The organism is Emticicia aquatilis, from assembly GCF_014644295.1.
In the GTDB taxonomy this organism is placed as follows: Bacteria; Bacteroidota; Bacteroidia; order Cytophagales; family Spirosomataceae; genus Emticicia; species Emticicia aquatilis.
On the sequence record NZ_BMKK01000003.1, the window covers coordinates 369,799 to 386,151 of the forward strand.

The window sequence follows — 16,353 nt, forward strand, 5'->3', positions numbered from 1 at the left end:
AAATTTTATCGGGCATTATTTTTGTAATAACAATATTAGATATAATTCGTTTATAAAATTCAGTAAGTAAAGTATTTAAAAAGAAATGCTATTTTAGCTTAAAAAATCTTTTTAAATCCTGTTAAATTTTACGAGAAAAGCTAATAAATTTACAACAGATGTCGTTATATCTGTGATGTATCTGTCAAAAATTGCTAATGAGATTTTTATTATTATCGAGTTTGTGTGTCTTGATTTCTGCCGATATAGTAGCCCAACAAGCTGTTTTTCGTTCGCAGAGTGCCAATCTTAATAGCTATTCAACACCAAGCAAATCTTTATCAAATTCCTCAAATACGAAGTCGTTTGTGCCTGCTCAGGATACCCAAACACAAGTAGTAAAGAAGAAATTGGCTCCGAAAGGAGTAAATATTCATCTTTTGCCACTTTTTGGAGAATTCGAGAAAACCGATGCACAAAAAGCGGTTGATGAAGAATTTCTGAAAGCTTGTGATGCCAATTTCAAGAGCCGAAGCGAAGCCAGCGATTTTTTTGCCACTCGTGCATGGGAATATTTGAGCGAAGGCGAAAAAGATACAGCAACATATCGCTTCAATTTGGCTTACTTACTCGACGACGAAAATGCAGAGGCATATTGGGGATTGGGCGTAATTGCATACCAAAATGAAAAGTATGCACAAGCCATTGATTTGATGAATCGTGGGCTCGAAATTGAAGATGACGACAACGTAACGCTTATAGTTGACCTTTCTACGGTTTATATCAAATGCTTCACAGTTGATGCCGAAAAGGAAGATTTAAAAAAGGCATTTGAGTTACTCACTAAGGCACTCACGAAGCAGCCAGAGTCGGCTAATGCACTTATGCAATTATCGTTGGCCAAACTACTCAACAATGAAGTTGACGAAGCTTGGGAGCGTTTTCATCAAGGATACGAACTTGACCCCGACAATGCCAGCATTGAGATTCTCGAAGGACTTTTGGCCAAAAAAGAAGACCCAAGAGGCATTTTTAAGAAGAAAAACTAAACATTCATATAGAGCCAAAACCTAACGTTTTGGCTCATTCTTTTATCAAAAAACTGCATTTCGTTGTGCTTTTCGTAAAACAAGGTTTCAATATTTCAAAAAATGGTGTAGTTGCCGAAATTCAACATTCACATAACGGCCTACCCAACGGCACCTTTCTTCAATCTACCATCAGTAATAAAATTTGGGAAATCAAAGGCCGACTAACTTTCTCGCACGTTGAGCATCTACAAGTTTTGTTTGAAAATGAAACGCTATCGCCTATGTTGATGAGTTTTGCTTCGACCGAACAACTCGAAAAATCAAAGTCTGAGATTTTGAAGAGCGAAAAGGCCAATATTTTTCAATACATCATTTATAACCGAGAAAATTCTATTCCGAAAGATGGCGAAGAGCTGATTGCTATTAATCTTTGATAAAGTGCTAAATGAGCAAAAATGATTGAAGAAATTTATTGTCAAAGTCGCTTCAACCAAATAAATCCTACCGCCGAAACAATTCCAAACGACCCCAAAATATACCAAAGAGCATCAAAACCAAAGTGGGCAATGGTCTGAGTGCCAACCAGCGGAGCAGAAACCTGTGCTATCGACCACGTCATAGAATGTAGTGCCGAATACTGCCCACGATTGTGTGGTTTTGAGCGTTCGATACTGAAAGCATTCATAAAAGGCATAGCAAAGATTTCGGAGAAAGTAGCAAACAGAATTCCGATAATTAGCCAAGCATAATTATGCGAAAACAAGAAAATTATATAATTGACAACCACTAAACTTGCACCAAAACTTATCAGATTAAGCTTCTCGAATTTTCCTTCAATTTTATAAATTAATATCATTTCGACTAAGGCAACAATCAGTCCGTTTAGTCCCAAAATATAGCCAATCTGTATTTCTGTTAAAGCACAAACTTGTTTGTAGAAAACTGGACCAATTGTGAAAAGCTGAAAGAATGCAACCGCATAAATGGTCGTAAGCAGCAGAAAAATCCAATATTTTCGGTCACGATAAGCCGAATCTTTCGGGTCTATTTCTACTTTATTTGCCTTAATATCAGCTCTTTTCTGACGAGAACTTCTCAAAAAGAAAAATACTAACGTTGCTGCTCCGATATTCGTTAGTCCATCAGCCCAAAACAATAAAGTATAATCTCTTGAAGCCAAGAAACCTCCTACAGCAGGCCCAATAGACCAACCAATATTGATGGCCAAACGAATTAGAGAAACCGAGCGAGTGAAAGTTTCGGGTGTACTAAAATCAGCAATCGAAGCAGTATTTGCGGGGCGATAGGCTTCGCCAAAAGCACTCAAAAAGAAAACTAAAGTGCAGATAACGTAATAGTTTTGGGTTTGAGAAAGCAATAAAAACATGATTCCGCCCAACATCAGACTAAATAATTGTACAGGAAAATAACCAATTAGGTCGGTCAGTTTTCCACCAAGAAAAGTTCCGCAGATTGAGCCAACGCCAAATATAACCATCACAAAACCCGCATCAGTAATGCTAAAACCCAGTTTTTGAGTTAAATAAAGGGTTAAAAAGGCCACAACCATTCCGCCACTTCGGTTGATGAGCATCACCAATGCCAACAACCAAACTTGCCGAGATAAACCACCAAAAGCATTTCGATAAAGAGAAAGCATACACTGTGGAACGAAACGGTTCGCCGTAGCGACTTTGGTTCGTTCATTAATTATGAAAGGAAATATTTCGATTAAATACGCTCACTAAGTAGATGGTAGAAAATAGTCAGCAGTTCTATTTTGTGTAAAACAGTACTTATGGGTATTTTCATTACCATGGACTATCGACCATTGACCGTGGACTACTTACTGTCCAACAAAATTAGCCTTTTCCTCATTTGCATCAAACCAAACTATTGATTAGTTTTGTCAGATAAAGTATGCTTGCATACTAATTTCTATTCACCATTACATTAAATCTTACAAATGGAAGCATATATTTATGATGCCGTTCGCACGCCACGTGGCCGTGGAAAATCGGACGGTTCTCTGCACGAAATACAACCAGTTGACCTTCTCGCAACAGTTCTGAAGGCCATAAAAGACCACCACGACCTCGATACAAGTTATATCGACGATGTAATTATGGGTTGTGTTTCGCCAATCGGCGAGCAAGGGGCAGATATTGCTCGCACGGCAGTTTTGGCGGCTGGTTATGCTCAAAGTGTAGCGGGTGTACAGGTCAATCGTTTCTGTTCGTCGGGTTTGGAGGCCATCAACATGGCGGCGGCCTATGTGATGTCGGGACAAGTAGATATGTTGGTAGCTGGTGGTGTAGAGTCGATGTCGAGAGTGCCAATGGGTTCGGATGGTGGAGCTTTGATGATGAATCCGCAGATAATTTCTCAGCATAAAATTGTTCCGCAAGGTATTTCAGCCGATTTGATTGCTACAAAATATGGTTATTCTCGTAATGACGTTGATACTTTTGCCGTAGAATCGGTACGCAGAGCCGTAGCGGCACAATCGGCAAATCGCTATAAATCAGTTGTGCCAGTAAAAGATGAAATCGGAGTAACAGTCCTTGACCGTGACGAAGGTATTCGTCCTGATACAACTCTCGAATCTTTGGGAAAACTAAAACCAGCTTTCGAGATGATGGGCGGCATGGGTCTTGATGCTTTAGCTTTATTGAAATACAATGAGTTGGTGAATATCAACCATGTGCATCATGCAGGAAATTCTTCGCAATTGACCGATGGGGCAGGGGCTTTACTAATAGGAAATAAAGCAACTGGCGATAAACTCGGACTAAAACCTCGTGCCAAAATCAAGGCTTTTGCGATTGTGGGTTCTGAGCCAACAATCATGCTCACTGGCCCAGTACCTGCTACCGAAAAGATTTTAAAAAAAGTAGGCATGAATATCGGTGATATTGATTTATTTGAAGTAAATGAAGCATTTGCGGCGGTTCCGATGTTGTTTATGGAGCATTTTGGAGTTGACCACTCAAAAGTAAATGTCAATGGAGGAGCAATTGCCTTGGGGCATCCGCTGGGTGCAACAGGAGCAATTTTGTCAAGTACATTAATCGACGAACTTGAACGCTCTAATAAATCTACGGGACTTGTAACGCTTTGTATCGGTGGAGGAATGGGAATCGCTACGATTTTTGAGAGAGTTTAAAAAAGGTCAGCACCGAAGGTCTGACCCATAAAACAAAATGCCTTGAGAAGTGATTTTCAAGGCATTTTGTTTTACGAAATCTTAATTCCTTCTTCATCAAGATATTTGCCGATATTGATGTTTATTCCGTCGAAAAGTTCGATGTCTTTATCCCAACTTCGGATGTACCAATCTTCATTTGGTTGAGCAATAATCACTTTTTGAGATGCGGTAATTACCCAAAATACTTTTTCTGTGCCAAATTCAAAGAGTTTTTCGGTTTTCCGAGTTAAATAATCCATAAAACTGCTTTCACTCAAATCGGCATTTGTATCAACTTCGATAGCATATTTTGGGGGTACGTTTGAATATTTTGTGGTGATTTTATCGGCGGTTAAAACGGTTTTTTCATAAACTAAAATATCACCAGCAAGCGTGTCCTTATACCCTAATTGCAAGCCAGATTCGTTGGTGTGGATTTTATATTTCTTTCGGTCATACTGACTTAAAATAGTGTCTAAAATAAAAATTATTAATTCTGATTGTAATGAACTGCTTCCCATAATTTCCTCGACACTTAGGTGTTTTTTTATCGCTTCCTTGTATCCTTTATAATAAATTGGTTTCCCATCTATGATTTCATAGATGAATTCTTCAGGAATTTTGCGAGGAATTACTTCAATATCTTTTTCAAGTACCATACTACTATCGGTTTTAATAAAACTAAGATACAAAAAATATGCAAATAGTTGAATGAAAGTCAGAAAAATCTGTCAGTCAAAACACATAAATCAATCTAATCGGAGTTTAAGAAAAGTTTTATTCCTATTTTTGCAGTTCAATTCAAGAATAAAAGAGAATCATGCAAATCAAGGAATTACTGAAGCAATCGCCAAGCGAACAAGAAGTGACCGTGAAAGGTTGGGTACGTACCAAACGTGGGCAAGCAGCCGTAACTTTTATTGCCATTAATGATGGCTCAACGATACATAATATTCAGGCAGTTGCCGAAGGTGGAGCAATAGATGAAGAAACATTGAAATTGGTTTCGACGGGTGCGTGTGTGGCCGTGACTGGTAAATTGATAGCTTCGATGGGTTCTGGACAGGCAGTTGAGGTAAAAGCCGAGAAAATCATGGTTTACGGTACTGCTGACGAGACATTCCCGATGCAGCCAAAGAAACACTCAATGGAATTTTTGCGTGAAAAAGCTCACTTACGTTTCCGTACGAACACTTTTGGTGCAATTTTCCGCATTCGTCATGCTTTGGCTTATGCAGTGCATAAATATTATAACGATAACGGCTTCTTCTATCTTCATACGCCAATCATCACAGCTTCTGATGCTGAAGGTGCAGGAGAAATGTTTCATGTAACTAACTTCGACATGGAGAAACCTCCAAGAGCCGAAGATGGAAGCATTGATTACAGCCAAGATTTCTTCGGTCGTCAAACAAGTTTGACCGTTTCGGGGCAATTGGAAGGTGAATTAGGTGCATTAGCCTTATCGAAAATCTATACTTTCGGGCCTACTTTCCGTGCTGAAAATTCAAATACTACTCGTCACTTGGCGGAGTTTTGGATGATTGAGCCAGAAGTTGCTTTCTACGAATTAGAAGATAACATGGCTTTGGCTGAAGATTTTGTGCAGTATGTAATCAAATATGCTCTCGAAAATTGTGCGGAAGATTTGGCTTTCTTAGAAAAACGTCTTTTAGAAGAAGAGAAAAATAAGCCACAAAACGAGCGTAGCGAATTGAGCTTATTGGAGAAATTGAAGTTTGTGGTTGATAATAAATTTGAGCGTTTGACATACACCGAAGCGATTGAAATTTTACTTCGCTCGAAACCTCATAAAGAGAAAAAATTCCAATATCCAGTTGAGTGGGGAATTGATTTACAATCTGAGCATGAGCGTTATTTGGTTGAAAAACACTTCAAAAAACCAGTTATTTTGACCAATTATCCGAAAGACATCAAGGCATTCTATATGAAGCAAGATGCTGATGGAAAGACGGTAAGAGCAATGGATGTACTTTTCCCAGGAATCGGAGAAATCATCGGAGGCTCACAACGTGAAGATGATTACGAGAAATTGTTGGCTCGTACGAAAGAAGTAGGTATCGACCCAGAAAACATTTGGTGGTATCTCGAAACTCGTAAATTTGGTTCGGCTCCGCACTCAGGTTTCGGACTTGGTTTTGAGCGTTTGGTATTGTTCGTAACGGGCATGACCAATATTCGTGACGTGATTCCTTTCCCTCGCACGCCTAAGAGTGCAGAGTTTTGATAGACTTTAAATAGTTTTTTCTAAATTTGACAACTCTAAACAGAGTTGTCAAATTTTTATAACGAAACCTCATGAAAATTTCAATAAAAAATTTCGGCCCAATCGACCACTTCGAGTTTGACTTGGAGAAGGATTTGCATGTGATTTATGGCGAAAATAATATTGGAAAATCGTGGGCGATTAGTCTATTATATTTATCACTTAAATCATGGAAAGCATTATCGAATTTAAGTATTGAGCAGTTTAATAATATTAAAGAAAAGCAAAAATATAGATTAGAAAACACAGATAAAAAATTCTTATTACCCGAAACTACTTGGGAAGAAGATGAATTTATAAGAGATTTTAACAATTCATTGTATAATACATTTACTCAAATGAAAAATTTTATTTCTGGATTAGAACCAGAAATAAAATTTATAACTAATCACTTTACTTTACAAATTACAAGAGATGATGATGAGGAAGGAGACGAAGAACTCTTCTTTTATAATAAAGGCTATGTGTTTAGTGATTTAAATGTAGTGGAATATCTACCCAATGATGAATACGAGAATATTTATTTTTTACCAGCATCTAAGTCAGGTATTTATCAAGTATTGAGTAATATGGGCAATATCTTTGCACAACTTGCTCAATATTCTTTGAGAGATAAGAATCTGTCTCTTCCCGCAATGAATGAGCCTGTTTCTGATTATATTTTGAATATTGCAACTATTCAAAGTAAGCGTCAAGGTAGGTTCAATCAATTAGTTGATTTCTTAGAAGAAAAAGTAATCGAAGGAAGTGTTATTTTTGATGATTTTCAAAAGAAATTAAAATATAAAAGCAATCGGACAGGTCTAGTTTCAGAATTGCACGAAGCATCTTCTATGATTGCTGAAATTTCGCCTTTAGTTGCCTACTTAAAATATATTTTACCAAAAAAGAATTCAATTCTTTTTATCGAAGAACCCGAAGCCCATCTTCATCCAAAGGTGCAAGTTGAAATGATGAAAATTTTTGTGGAGTTGGCTAAATCGGGTGTGAAAGTAGTAATGACTACGCACAGCGATTTTATGATGAATGAGCTTACAAACTTGCTTTTAGAGAAAAAAATTGATGCTGATAAAGTGGGAAGTTATCATTTAATGATGGGCGAAAAAGGCAGCTATGATGCAGGAGATATGAAAGCAACAATCGAGGGGATTGAAGATTATAATTTTACGGATGTGGCGGTTGAGCAGTATGAAAGACGAATGGCAATACTCGAAAAACTGAATCAAGATGCTATTGCAGAGAATTAAAGAAGATATACGTTTTGCACCGTACAAAGCGAAAGAAAATAAGTTAGAGGTTGAAAGAAGTATAATTCAGACTGTATGCTGTGAAAATGGAATTTGTGCAGAAATAGATAGCACGATTCTTGAAGAAGATTATGTGATTATAAAAGTTGATAGTTATTTTCAGAAATTCAAAAGTGATAGTACTCCCAAAGGCGTAGATTGCTTGATTTTGGTGAGAAATAAAGCTGTAAATGAACGATATTGCTTACATTTGGTTGAATTAAAAAAGGAGGATTCAAGCAATGTAAAAAGCAAAGTAGATGATGTGATTGAAAAGTTTGGTTCAACAATTAATCTTTTTTTGAGAGAGAAATCATTGGCTAAATATTTTAATCGAATCTTTGAAGATGTTCAATTGGTGTTAGTGACAAAGGTTGCGATTGACAGTAAAAGTAATCGTAGAGACGAACTTCTTGAAGCAAAAGCATTCCGAAATTTATTGAACCATACATTTGAGATTTCGCTGAATCCAGTAAAGAGAACAAAAATTTTAGTTTCAATTCAAATGAAGCCTCATACAACAAAAAATATGGTTTCATCTTGTAAATGATATTTACCCAAAAATGCTCATAACCATACTCATATTTCTTGCTGCGATTTTTGCCAATGTGGTCGTTGGGGTGTATGTCGAACGTAAGGTTTCGGCATTTATTCAAGACCGTACTGGTCCGATGGAAGTTGGTAAGTGGGGGTTGCTACAACTCATTGCCGACCTTTTGAAGTTGATTCAGAAGGAAGACATTGTGCCTGCTGCTGCCGACCGCCGTATGTTTAAATTCGCACCATTGATGATTTTTATGGCGATTTTTGCGGGTTTTGCATTGTTTCCGTTGTCGCCAAGTTTGAGAGGTTCTGCTACACCGACTGGCGTTTTTATGCTTTTGGCGGTAGTTTCGCTTGATATTTTGGGTATGTTGATGGCTGGCTGGTCATCAAACAATAAATATTCTTTACTGGGGGCGATGCGTTCGGTTGCTCAGATTATTTCTTACGAAGTACCGCTCGGACTTTCGGTTTTGTGCGTAGTTTTAATTACACAAACACTTGATTTACAGGAAATTAGTTTCCAGCAAGGGTTTCTTTCACTCGAAAAAAACTATCTTTTTGGTATAAAAGCTACTGGCATTGAAGTCAATCAATACGGTGGAATCTTAACTTGGAATATTCTACGAAATCCGTTTCTACTCATAGTTTTTGTGATTTATTTCATCGCCTCATTGGCCGAAGCCAACAGAGCTCCATTCGATTTACCCGAAGCAGAATCAGAATTGATTGGTGGTTTTCACACCGAATATTCGGGTTTCCGTTGGGCAATCGTGATGCTCTCTGAATACGGAATGATGCTTTTGGTGTCTATTCTGGGAACAGTTTTGTTTCTCGGAAGTTGGAATACTCCTTTTCCAAATATTGGCTCTTTTACGCTTGGAAGTTGGACAAGTGGGCAAATCGGACATTGGTCAAGCGACCTTTGGGGTGCTTTTTGGTTGATTTCAAAAGCTTATTTCTTGATTTTGATTCAAATGTGGGTGCGTTGGACACTCCCTCGCTTGCGTGTTGACCAACTCATGTATCTTTCTTGGAAAGTGCTAACGCCTTTTTGTTTGGTACTTTTATTGATTTCGGGCGTTTGGCGTTTGTTGATGATTTGAGAAAGTCAACGGTTTTCAGTACACGAGTTCAGGGTAATTTTTAGCAGTTTTTGAACTTCTTTTTGTGAGTTATTTAGAAAATCCCCTCAAAAATGTCACCCATCAAAAGCGAAGCCTCAAGTGTCGTTAGTTCGATGTTTTCCTTTAAATCGGTGTAATACCTAAACTCCCATTTATCGGCATTTTTGGCATAAACCTCTACGAAAGGCTCTTCCTGCGAAACTATCAAATAGTATTGTAGAGTAGGCAAAATAGAATATTCTCTTAGTTTGTCAACGGTATCGGTTTTTACTGAATTATCAGAGAAAACTTCCACAATCAGCACAGGTTGGGTGATAGCGTGCGAATCTTCATCATCAATCGTGGGTGCAACGGCAATATCTGGGTAGCGATAGCGATTGTTTTCGAGCATCAACCGCACATCGTGATTATACACTTTCAATGCTCTTTTCTTGAAACTATTTCTTAAAGAAACATAGATATTTCCTGCAATTTCATTCGCTTTTTTTGATTCTCCAGGCATAGCAAAAAGTTTTCCGTTCACAAATTCGTGACGGATTTCAGAAGTCTTTTCAAGTTCAAAATACTCCTCAACGCTATATAATCTCTCTTCTGCTAAAGTTTCTGTCAGCATTTATTTGAAGTTTTACTCAAATTTAAAAGATATTTTGATAAAAACAAATATCAACCCAACTCAAACCAGCCTCTAAATTGGTGGGCTTTTTCTTTACTTACCACTACTTCATCTTTGGTTACCACTACCAATTTTAATTCAATTTTTCCAGTAAAATGTGTGCGATAACTTTCAATGGCGTGTTTATTGACTATAAACTGGCGGTTTGCTCGAAAAAATCCTTCGGGGTTCAATAACTCTTCTATTTCATCGAGCGAATTATAGTCTGTAATAAGTCGCTGATTATCAGTAGTTTGAATCCAAATAACTTCATCTCGATAAAAGCATGCAATTCGCTCGGTCGTTACAGCCACGATGTTTCGTTGGTGATGTGCCGTAAATCGAGTTTTGAATTTGGGGTTTGTGGAGCGATTTTCTAAATCGCTCAATAGATGTGAAAGTTGCTCTTTAAAATCATTCTGATTGGGTGTATGGTTTAGCTTTTTAAACTTCTCGAAAGCACTGCGTAGCTCATCTTTATCAATTGGTTTTAACAAATAATCAATGCTATTGAGTTTGAAAGCTCGAATGGCATATTCATCATAAGCAGTTGTAAAAATAATTGGGCATTGCGGCTGAATTTCTTGAAAAATATCAAAACTTACGCCATCAGAAAGCTGAATATCAGATAAAATAAGCTCTGGTTCAGCATTAGTTTTAAACCAATCTAAAGATTCTTTCACACTGCCAATTGTGGCCAATAAAACTGCATTTGGTTCAAGCTGTTTGACCAAATTTTCGAGGTTTTTAGCTACGAGTGGTTCGTCTTCTATTAAAAGGATTTTCATATTAAATCAGTGGGATTTTTACTCTGAAAACTTCGTTTTTTTCAATCAAAACTTCTTTATCACTCAGAAAACTATAGAGCGTTTTTAGATTATTTAGTCCTTGTCCGTTTGAGGTTTCAACTTGTTTTTTTAGTTGAATTACATTTTCTACAATTAAATATTGTTCTTGGTTAAAAATGTTGATTGTCAGCGGATTAGCTTGATTAATGATGTTATGTTTAAGTGCATTTTCGATTAAAATTTGGAGTGTTACAGGGGCAATCTGTAAGTCTAAAACTTCTTCAGAAATATTAAAATTGATTTTCAGAGATTCGCCAAAACGGGTATGGAGCAAAGCCACGTAATTTTTAATAAAATTAGCTTCGGTTTCGAGGCTGACCAAGCCTTTTTCTTTATTCTGTAAAACGTATCGGAATACTTTTGATAATTGTCTCAGAAACTCACTGGCCAGAGTTGGATTTTCGTGAATCAGCGAATCGAGAGAAGTAAGGCTATTAAATAAAAAATGTGGATTTAGCTGATTTTTCAAATTATCAAACTGTACTTGTGATTTTTCTTTTTCGAGGTTACTGGCTCTGAGTGCATTTTCACGCCATTTATTCAAAGAGTATTTGGCAAAATGAATAACATTTAGGAGTGTTACAACCAAAACCTCGGTAGCTACGCCCGCAAGTTGTGCAAGATTAGTAGCTTCTTTTTCGACGATTGAATGAAATGGCAACATTGTTCGCCCAATTAAAAATGCTAATCTTGAAACAATAATAATAAATACAAGATTGAGAAGAATTTGTGGTATTAATCGCTTGACAATTCCCTTGTCGTAGGGCATAAACTTATCGAAAAAGAGGCAAGTTTTGTGAAAAAAAATGTATGTTGTAGATAAAACGATGATAGAAACAAGAAATAAAACGGCGTTACTTTTGAGGTCAAAATCAAAAATATACCACCTAAAAAAGGCCGCAATCATCGCCATCGTAACAATGATATACAATACTATTTTATTTTCGTTTTTCATTAGCTAATGATTTGCCCGTCCGACATTTCGATAATTCTATCACTTCCTTTGGCAAAGTCGGGGTCGTGCGTTACGGCAATGATGGTTTGATTATTTTCATGTGCAATTTGCTTAAAAATCTCGAAAACCACCTCCGAATTTTTCTTGTCCAGATTCCCTGTTGGCTCATCGCCCATGATTATTGTAGGGTCGTTGATTAAAGCCCTTGCAATGGCTACACGCTGTTGTTGACCGCCTGAAAGCTTGGCCGACTGCTTGAGTGCGTGGTCTTGCATATCAACCAATTTTAACTTTTGATAGGCACGTTCTTCGATTTCTTTGTTTGAATATTTACCGAGTTTTAGAGCAGGAAGCATTACGTTTTGCAAAACGGTAAACTCAGGTAAAAGAAAGTGGAACTGAAAAACAAAGCCCAGATGCTCGTTTCTGAACGCCGCCAGTTGGTCTTGTGTTCGGCCTGTTAGGCGTTCGCCATTCATTACCAACGAACCATCGTAGGCAGTATCCATTGTGGAAAGAATATACAAAAGTGTAGATTTTCCACAACCAGATTTCCCGACCAAAGCCAAAAATTCACCACGATTGGCTTCAAAAGAAATGTTTTTCAAAACCTGAAACTTTTCGGGTTCGTAGAAATATTTGTTGATGTTTGTGGCGGAAAGCACAGCCCCCCCCACCTCTGATGTGGGAGCTACTTGCACTACGCTTTTTGGAGATTCATTATCAAACATAATTTGTTGCTATTTATTTTGTTTTTTACTCCCCTTTAGGGGCGGGGGGCTACCCCCTCAATATCGCTACTGGGTCGATTTTTGATGCTTTTCGAGCTGGCATATAACCCGCCAAAATGGTGGTTGTGATACCGAAAATCATTCCAAGTCCGTAGTATTTGGGTTCAAATAAAATTGGGAATGTTTTTATATCAAGAAAATCGCCTGCATCAAATGGAACGGATGAAAGTAAATAGCTTAAGCAAAAACCAATAATAATACCCAATAATGCACCCAAAATGCCGATAATAATTGATTGGATGAGGAAAATCGAAACAATATCATTTCCTGCAAAACCTGTGGCTTTCAAGATGGCAATGTCTTTCATTTTATTGATGACATTCATATTCATAATGTTATAAATTCCAAAGCCAGCCACTACTAAAAGTGTAATCGAAACCATGATTACCATGCCATTACGGATTTTATCACCTGCCAAAAACGCTGAGTTGGCTTCTGCCCAATCTTGGGTTTTGTATCCGTACTGATTTTTCAGCACTTTGGCGTAAGTAAGAGCCGCTTGCGAGTCTTTCATTTTTATGTGAATATCCGTCACGAAACTTTTATCTTTTTGTAGGATTTCCTGCACCATCGACATATTAGCGTAGCATTTTACACCATCAACGGTCTGAATACCAAAACCAAAAGTGCCTACGATTTTGACAAGTTTTAGACTTCCAGTGGGCGTTGTCACCGTGATTTTATCGCCGACTTTTACGTTGAGATTACGTGCCAAAGTCTTTCCCATCAGAATTCCGTTGGGAGTAGAAAGTAGCGATTCGATATTTCCTGATTTGATACGTTTTTTTAGGTCATATAATTTGTCTTCTTTCACCACATCGACACCCGCAATCTGACCCGAAAAAGGCACTGGACCTTTATTGAAAAATACCTGTGAACTTATCTGTGGCGAAACTCCTAAAACTGCTGGTTCTTTTTCGATATTAGCAGCAATTTGTAGCCCGTTTTTGATGTTAATCAATTCATTTTTAGGTAATTGATGATACGTAACATTGAAATGAGAAGGGTTAGCTTCTTCGATGATACTTGGGTGATTACTCGTTATCTCTTTATAAATTCTTATATGCGGCGATGAGTCGAGGGCCGAATCTTCAAGAAATTTATTGACACCCTTAATGACTGAAATCATGACGATAAACATCGCAATGCCGAAAGTAACGCCAAGCATCGCAATCAAGGTCTGACGTTTTTTTGTCAGTAGGTGAGTTTTGGCTATTTGGAGTGATATTTTTAGATTCATTTTTTGTGGTGCGAACTTCCAGTTCGCCGAAAAGGGTATTTACACAAAATTCATAAACGAAACGGAGTTTCGCTCCACAGTTTAATTTCCAAGCATCAAAACCGATTTTTCGGTCAGGCCAGCTTTTACCTCAACCATATCAAGGTTTTCAACGCCTTTCGTGATTTTGATTTTCTTTTTATCGCCATTTTCTTCAATCCAAACCGAATCGCTGCCTACTAAATAGTTTTTCGGAATCGTCAGCACTCTTGGATTTTCCGAAACCACAATGTTAGCTTCAATCGTCATGCCGTAGTAGGCATTGGGTTTTTCCTCCACAAATTCGGCATCAACCCTAAAAGTTTGGTCGGCTTTATTGAGTTTTGGATAAAGTTTGGTCACTTTTGCTTTGAAAATTTTGTCTTTGTAAACATCAATTTTTACCAAAACCGTTTGTCCGATTTGTACTTTTACAAAATCCGACTCGTCAATGGCCAATTGAGCGTAAACCTCGTTGGCATCACCTACCAAAGCCACTGCTTCGCCACGACGCACGAGTTCACCTTGTTTTTTATAAATTTCGTAGAGTTTTCCTGCTTCAAAGCTCTTTATTCGATAGTTATCTTCTTCACGAGCATTGACTTTGAAATTCGATTTTGAATTTTGTAAATCTACATAGAGCTGATTTTTTGTACGTAACCAAGCCTTTCTACGTGCCGAAACATCATTTTTGGAAGTTTGGTAAGCCAGTTCAGCTCGCTCGTATTCGATGCGAGTGGTGGCGTTGCGGTCGTAAAGTTCTTTGTAACGTTTAAAATTTATTGAATCGTTGGCCAATTTTGTGCGAGCATTTCGGAGTTGAGCTTCGAGTTCATCAAGAATAGGGGAGTTATCGCTAAAATTGGCTTCTGACTGGCGTAAAATATTGCTCGACGCTTCCAAACGAGCTTCTTGGGAAGCACTTTCAAGCTGAAAAAGCAACTGGTTTTTGCCCACAGCATCGCCTTCAAAAGCGGTTTGTTTTATTAAAAAACCATCGGCGTTTGCTGTGAGTTTATACTCGTTTTTTGGATAAATATTCCCCGAGGCATAAACCGCTTCGGTAAGTGATTTATATTGGGGCGAAGTATTGGTATTTGCTGATTTTTTGCAGGAAACCAATGTGCCAACAAAGGCTAAAATGATTAGGCAACTATTTTTCATGTGATGTTTATGCTTTCTGACGTACGAAAAATGGCATTCTTAAATATTACCCAAAGGTGAATCTAAATTATAGAAGCATCAAGAAATTTTGAACGAAGCGGAAGAAAAAAACGCCGAGACAGGAATAAATTTTGCCGTTAAGTAAATAAGTATTCAATTTTGTTGTAGTAAGTTCGTTCTAATAAAGCATCCTATCGTACATTAGCCCTTTCAAAAATTAAATCCAAAAAAATATGAAAATTTCATCAGGTCTTAGAAAACTACTTGTATTGTTTGTATTAGCATCTTTGTCAATGACAGTAATGAACTGCTCGAAAGCAAAAGATGATTCACCCTCAGCTCAGATTGTAGGTACATGGAAAATAACTAATATATATGTTAAAGAAGGTTCTGCTGCCGAAGAAGACCAATTTCCGTTACTTGTATTGATTTTCCCTTGTTTTAAAGATATTAGTTTTACCTTTAAAAGTAATGGAGACTTAACTGGGTCAGTTCCTGCAGCTTGTAAAAGTGAGGCCGATAATTTAGGCGTTAGTAGTGCAGCCAAATACGAGGTAAAGGACGGTAAATTAATAATAACAGATACTGACGGCACAAAAACAGAAGAAAATGTAAGCTTTAGTGGTAGTCAAATGACTTGGACTTCGACAGATGTTGATGCGGGTGTAACTACAACAACTCGAATAGTATTTACTAAACAATAACAGTAATTAGCCAATATAACTCGTAGCCCATTACCTCGGTGATGGGCTATTTTTTTGGAACAATTTTCCCAATCATTTCCCAAACTAAATCGGTCTCAAAACCTTTGCCGATGGCGTAGCGAGCAAGCTTTTGTTTGAGAATTAAAGGCTGTTTTTCGGTGCGAAGTTCGTGCTTTTTCTTTTCGAGAATTTCTTGCAAGGTATTGATATAATCTTCGTCGTCGATTTCGGCCATGCCTACTTTTATGCAGTATTCTGAAAGCTTTCGAGCTTTGAGTTCATATTTTATCTTTAGCCTTCCCCATTGTTTTACTCTGAATTTACTTCCTGCAAAAATCTTAGCAAAACGTTCTTCGTTCAAGAAATTATCTTCAATCAAATACGCAATTATTTCTTCGGCTTCATCGCCCCAAACCTCCCATTTTTGTAAACGCTCACGCACTTCTGCATGCGTTCGCTCTTGATACGCACAGAAGTTAGCAGCTTTTACGAGTATGTCTCGGCGAGTTATCAATTAAGTAAAAAATTATCAATTCCAGAC

At 37.6% G+C, this 16,353-nt stretch carries 17 protein-coding genes; 8 read left to right on the top strand and 9 right to left on the bottom strand.

Annotation, left to right across the window (positions count from 1 at the left end; all coding sequences use genetic code 11):
* Nucleotides 1–197 precede the first annotated feature (197 nt).
* Nucleotides 198–1,028 carry a tetratricopeptide repeat protein gene (locus IEX65_RS08935; protein ID WP_229250584.1) on the top strand — a complete coding sequence of 277 codons (831 nt, stop codon included), beginning with the start codon at nucleotides 198–200 and terminating at the stop codon, nucleotides 1,026–1,028.
* A 29-nt stretch (nucleotides 1,029–1,057) separates the two neighbouring features.
* Entirely contained in the window at nucleotides 1,058–1,444 is a 387-nt protein-coding gene (locus IEX65_RS08940) for a hypothetical protein (RefSeq protein ID WP_188765702.1), read from the top strand.
* A gap of 41 nt (nucleotides 1,445–1,485) precedes the next feature.
* Here IEX65_RS08940 and IEX65_RS08945 read toward each other — a convergent pair whose 3' ends face one another.
* Nucleotides 1,486–2,670: an MDR family MFS transporter gene (locus IEX65_RS08945; protein ID WP_188765703.1), complete on the bottom strand. Its 1,185-nt coding sequence runs from the start codon at nucleotides 2,668–2,670 to the stop codon at nucleotides 1,486–1,488.
* A 306-nt stretch (nucleotides 2,671–2,976) separates the two neighbouring features.
* On the opposite strand from IEX65_RS08945, the gene IEX65_RS08950 reads away from it, so the two are divergent.
* Nucleotides 2,977–4,176: an acetyl-CoA C-acetyltransferase gene (locus IEX65_RS08950; RefSeq protein WP_188765704.1), complete on the top strand. Its 1,200-nt coding sequence runs from the start codon at nucleotides 2,977–2,979 to the stop codon at nucleotides 4,174–4,176.
* A 71-nt stretch (nucleotides 4,177–4,247) separates the two neighbouring features.
* Here the strand turns inward: IEX65_RS08950 and IEX65_RS08955 are convergent, their stop codons facing one another.
* The gene (locus IEX65_RS08955; RefSeq protein WP_188765705.1) at nucleotides 4,248–4,856 is read right to left on the bottom strand and encodes a Uma2 family endonuclease; all 609 of its coding nucleotides are present in this window, start codon (nucleotides 4,854–4,856) and stop codon (nucleotides 4,248–4,250) included.
* A gap of 161 nt (nucleotides 4,857–5,017) precedes the next feature.
* Between IEX65_RS08955 and asnS the strand changes: the two genes are divergently transcribed.
* The 4 genes from asnS to IEX65_RS08975 all read left to right on the top strand — a co-directional run bounded on the left by asnS (nucleotide 5,018) and on the right by IEX65_RS08975 (nucleotide 9,419).
* Nucleotides 5,018–6,445, top strand: a complete 1,428-nt coding sequence (gene asnS / locus IEX65_RS08960; RefSeq protein WP_188765706.1) for an asparagine--tRNA ligase — start codon at nucleotides 5,018–5,020, stop codon at nucleotides 6,443–6,445.
* A gap of 71 nt (nucleotides 6,446–6,516) precedes the next feature.
* Nucleotides 6,517–7,731, top strand: a complete 1,215-nt coding sequence (locus tag IEX65_RS08965) for an AAA family ATPase (RefSeq protein WP_188765707.1) — start codon at nucleotides 6,517–6,519, stop codon at nucleotides 7,729–7,731.
* Nucleotides 7,712–8,320 carry a hypothetical protein gene (locus tag IEX65_RS08970; protein ID WP_188765708.1) on the top strand — a complete coding sequence of 203 codons (609 nt, stop codon included), beginning with the start codon at nucleotides 7,712–7,714 and terminating at the stop codon, nucleotides 8,318–8,320. The genes IEX65_RS08965 and IEX65_RS08970 overlap by 20 nt, the downstream gene beginning before the upstream one ends.
* A gap of 13 nt (nucleotides 8,321–8,333) precedes the next feature.
* Complete coding sequence (locus IEX65_RS08975; RefSeq protein WP_064197400.1) at nucleotides 8,334–9,419, top strand: complex I subunit 1/NuoH family protein; 1,086 nt, start codon at nucleotides 8,334–8,336, stop codon at nucleotides 9,417–9,419.
* 73 nt (nucleotides 9,420–9,492) lie between these two features.
* On the opposite strand, the gene IEX65_RS08980 is transcribed toward IEX65_RS08975, so the two are convergent.
* From IEX65_RS08980 to IEX65_RS09005, 6 genes are all read right to left on the bottom strand, one after another.
* Entirely contained in the window at nucleotides 9,493–10,053 is a 561-nt protein-coding gene (locus IEX65_RS08980; RefSeq protein ID WP_188765709.1) for a Uma2 family endonuclease, read from the bottom strand.
* A 50-nt stretch (nucleotides 10,054–10,103) separates the two neighbouring features.
* On the bottom strand, nucleotides 10,104–10,880 hold the full coding sequence (locus tag IEX65_RS08985; protein WP_188765710.1) for a LytR/AlgR family response regulator transcription factor: 777 nt from the start codon (nucleotides 10,878–10,880) through the stop codon (nucleotides 10,104–10,106).
* A 1-nt stretch (nucleotide 10,881) separates the two neighbouring features.
* On the bottom strand, nucleotides 10,882–11,895 hold the full coding sequence (locus tag IEX65_RS08990; protein WP_188765711.1) for a sensor histidine kinase: 1,014 nt from the start codon (nucleotides 11,893–11,895) through the stop codon (nucleotides 10,882–10,884).
* Complete coding sequence (locus IEX65_RS08995) at nucleotides 11,895–12,626, bottom strand: ABC transporter ATP-binding protein (protein ID WP_188765712.1); 732 nt, start codon at nucleotides 12,624–12,626, stop codon at nucleotides 11,895–11,897. Before IEX65_RS08995 ends, IEX65_RS08990 begins: the two co-directional genes overlap by 1 nt.
* A gap of 49 nt (nucleotides 12,627–12,675) precedes the next feature.
* Complete coding sequence (locus IEX65_RS09000) at nucleotides 12,676–13,926, bottom strand: ABC transporter permease (RefSeq protein WP_188765713.1); 1,251 nt, start codon at nucleotides 13,924–13,926, stop codon at nucleotides 12,676–12,678.
* Between the two features lie 81 nt (nucleotides 13,927–14,007).
* Nucleotides 14,008–15,108 (bottom strand): efflux RND transporter periplasmic adaptor subunit, encoded by a 1,101-nt coding sequence (locus IEX65_RS09005; protein ID WP_188765714.1) that lies wholly within the window; start codon nucleotides 15,106–15,108, stop codon nucleotides 14,008–14,010.
* A gap of 233 nt (nucleotides 15,109–15,341) precedes the next feature.
* On the opposite strand from IEX65_RS09005, the gene IEX65_RS09010 reads away from it, so the two are divergent.
* Nucleotides 15,342–15,812: a lipocalin-like domain-containing protein gene (locus IEX65_RS09010; RefSeq protein WP_188765715.1), complete on the top strand. Its 471-nt coding sequence runs from the start codon at nucleotides 15,342–15,344 to the stop codon at nucleotides 15,810–15,812.
* Nucleotides 15,813–15,858: 46 nt separating this feature from the next.
* On the opposite strand, the gene IEX65_RS09015 is transcribed toward IEX65_RS09010, so the two are convergent.
* On the bottom strand, nucleotides 15,859–16,326 hold the full coding sequence (locus IEX65_RS09015) for a regulatory protein RecX (protein WP_188765716.1): 468 nt from the start codon (nucleotides 16,324–16,326) through the stop codon (nucleotides 15,859–15,861).
* Nucleotides 16,327–16,353: the final 27 nt, after the last annotated feature.

Coding starts and splice junctions, on each gene's coding strand:
- IEX65_RS09005 (WP_188765714.1), bottom strand. CDS start 15,108: ATGAAAAATAGTTGCCTAATCATTTTAGCCTTTGTTGGCACATTGGTT.
- IEX65_RS08935 (WP_229250584.1), top strand. CDS start 198: ATGAGATTTTTATTATTATCGAGTTTGTGTGTCTTGATTTCTGCCGAT.
- IEX65_RS08990 (WP_188765711.1), bottom strand. CDS start 11,895: ATGAAAAACGAAAATAAAATAGTATTGTATATCATTGTTACGATGGCG.
- IEX65_RS08965 (WP_188765707.1), top strand. CDS start 6,517: ATGAAAATTTCAATAAAAAATTTCGGCCCAATCGACCACTTCGAGTTT.
- asnS (WP_188765706.1), top strand. CDS start 5,018: ATGCAAATCAAGGAATTACTGAAGCAATCGCCAAGCGAACAAGAAGTG.
- IEX65_RS08980 (WP_188765709.1), bottom strand. CDS start 10,053: ATGCTGACAGAAACTTTAGCAGAAGAGAGATTATATAGCGTTGAGGAG.
- IEX65_RS08995 (WP_188765712.1), bottom strand. CDS start 12,626: ATGTTTGATAATGAATCTCCAAAAAGCGTAGTGCAAGTAGCTCCCACA.
- IEX65_RS08950 (WP_188765704.1), top strand. CDS start 2,977: ATGGAAGCATATATTTATGATGCCGTTCGCACGCCACGTGGCCGTGGA.
- IEX65_RS08945 (WP_188765703.1), bottom strand. CDS start 2,670: ATGCTTTCTCTTTATCGAAATGCTTTTGGTGGTTTATCTCGGCAAGTT.
- IEX65_RS08975 (WP_064197400.1), top strand. CDS start 8,334: ATGCTCATAACCATACTCATATTTCTTGCTGCGATTTTTGCCAATGTG.
- IEX65_RS08970 (WP_188765708.1), top strand. CDS start 7,712: ATGCTATTGCAGAGAATTAAAGAAGATATACGTTTTGCACCGTACAAA.
- IEX65_RS09010 (WP_188765715.1), top strand. CDS start 15,342: ATGAAAATTTCATCAGGTCTTAGAAAACTACTTGTATTGTTTGTATTA.
- IEX65_RS08985 (WP_188765710.1), bottom strand. CDS start 10,880: ATGAAAATCCTTTTAATAGAAGACGAACCACTCGTAGCTAAAAACCTC.
- IEX65_RS08955 (WP_188765705.1), bottom strand. CDS start 4,856: ATGGTACTTGAAAAAGATATTGAAGTAATTCCTCGCAAAATTCCTGAA.
- IEX65_RS09000 (WP_188765713.1), bottom strand. CDS start 13,926: ATGAATCTAAAAATATCACTCCAAATAGCCAAAACTCACCTACTGACA.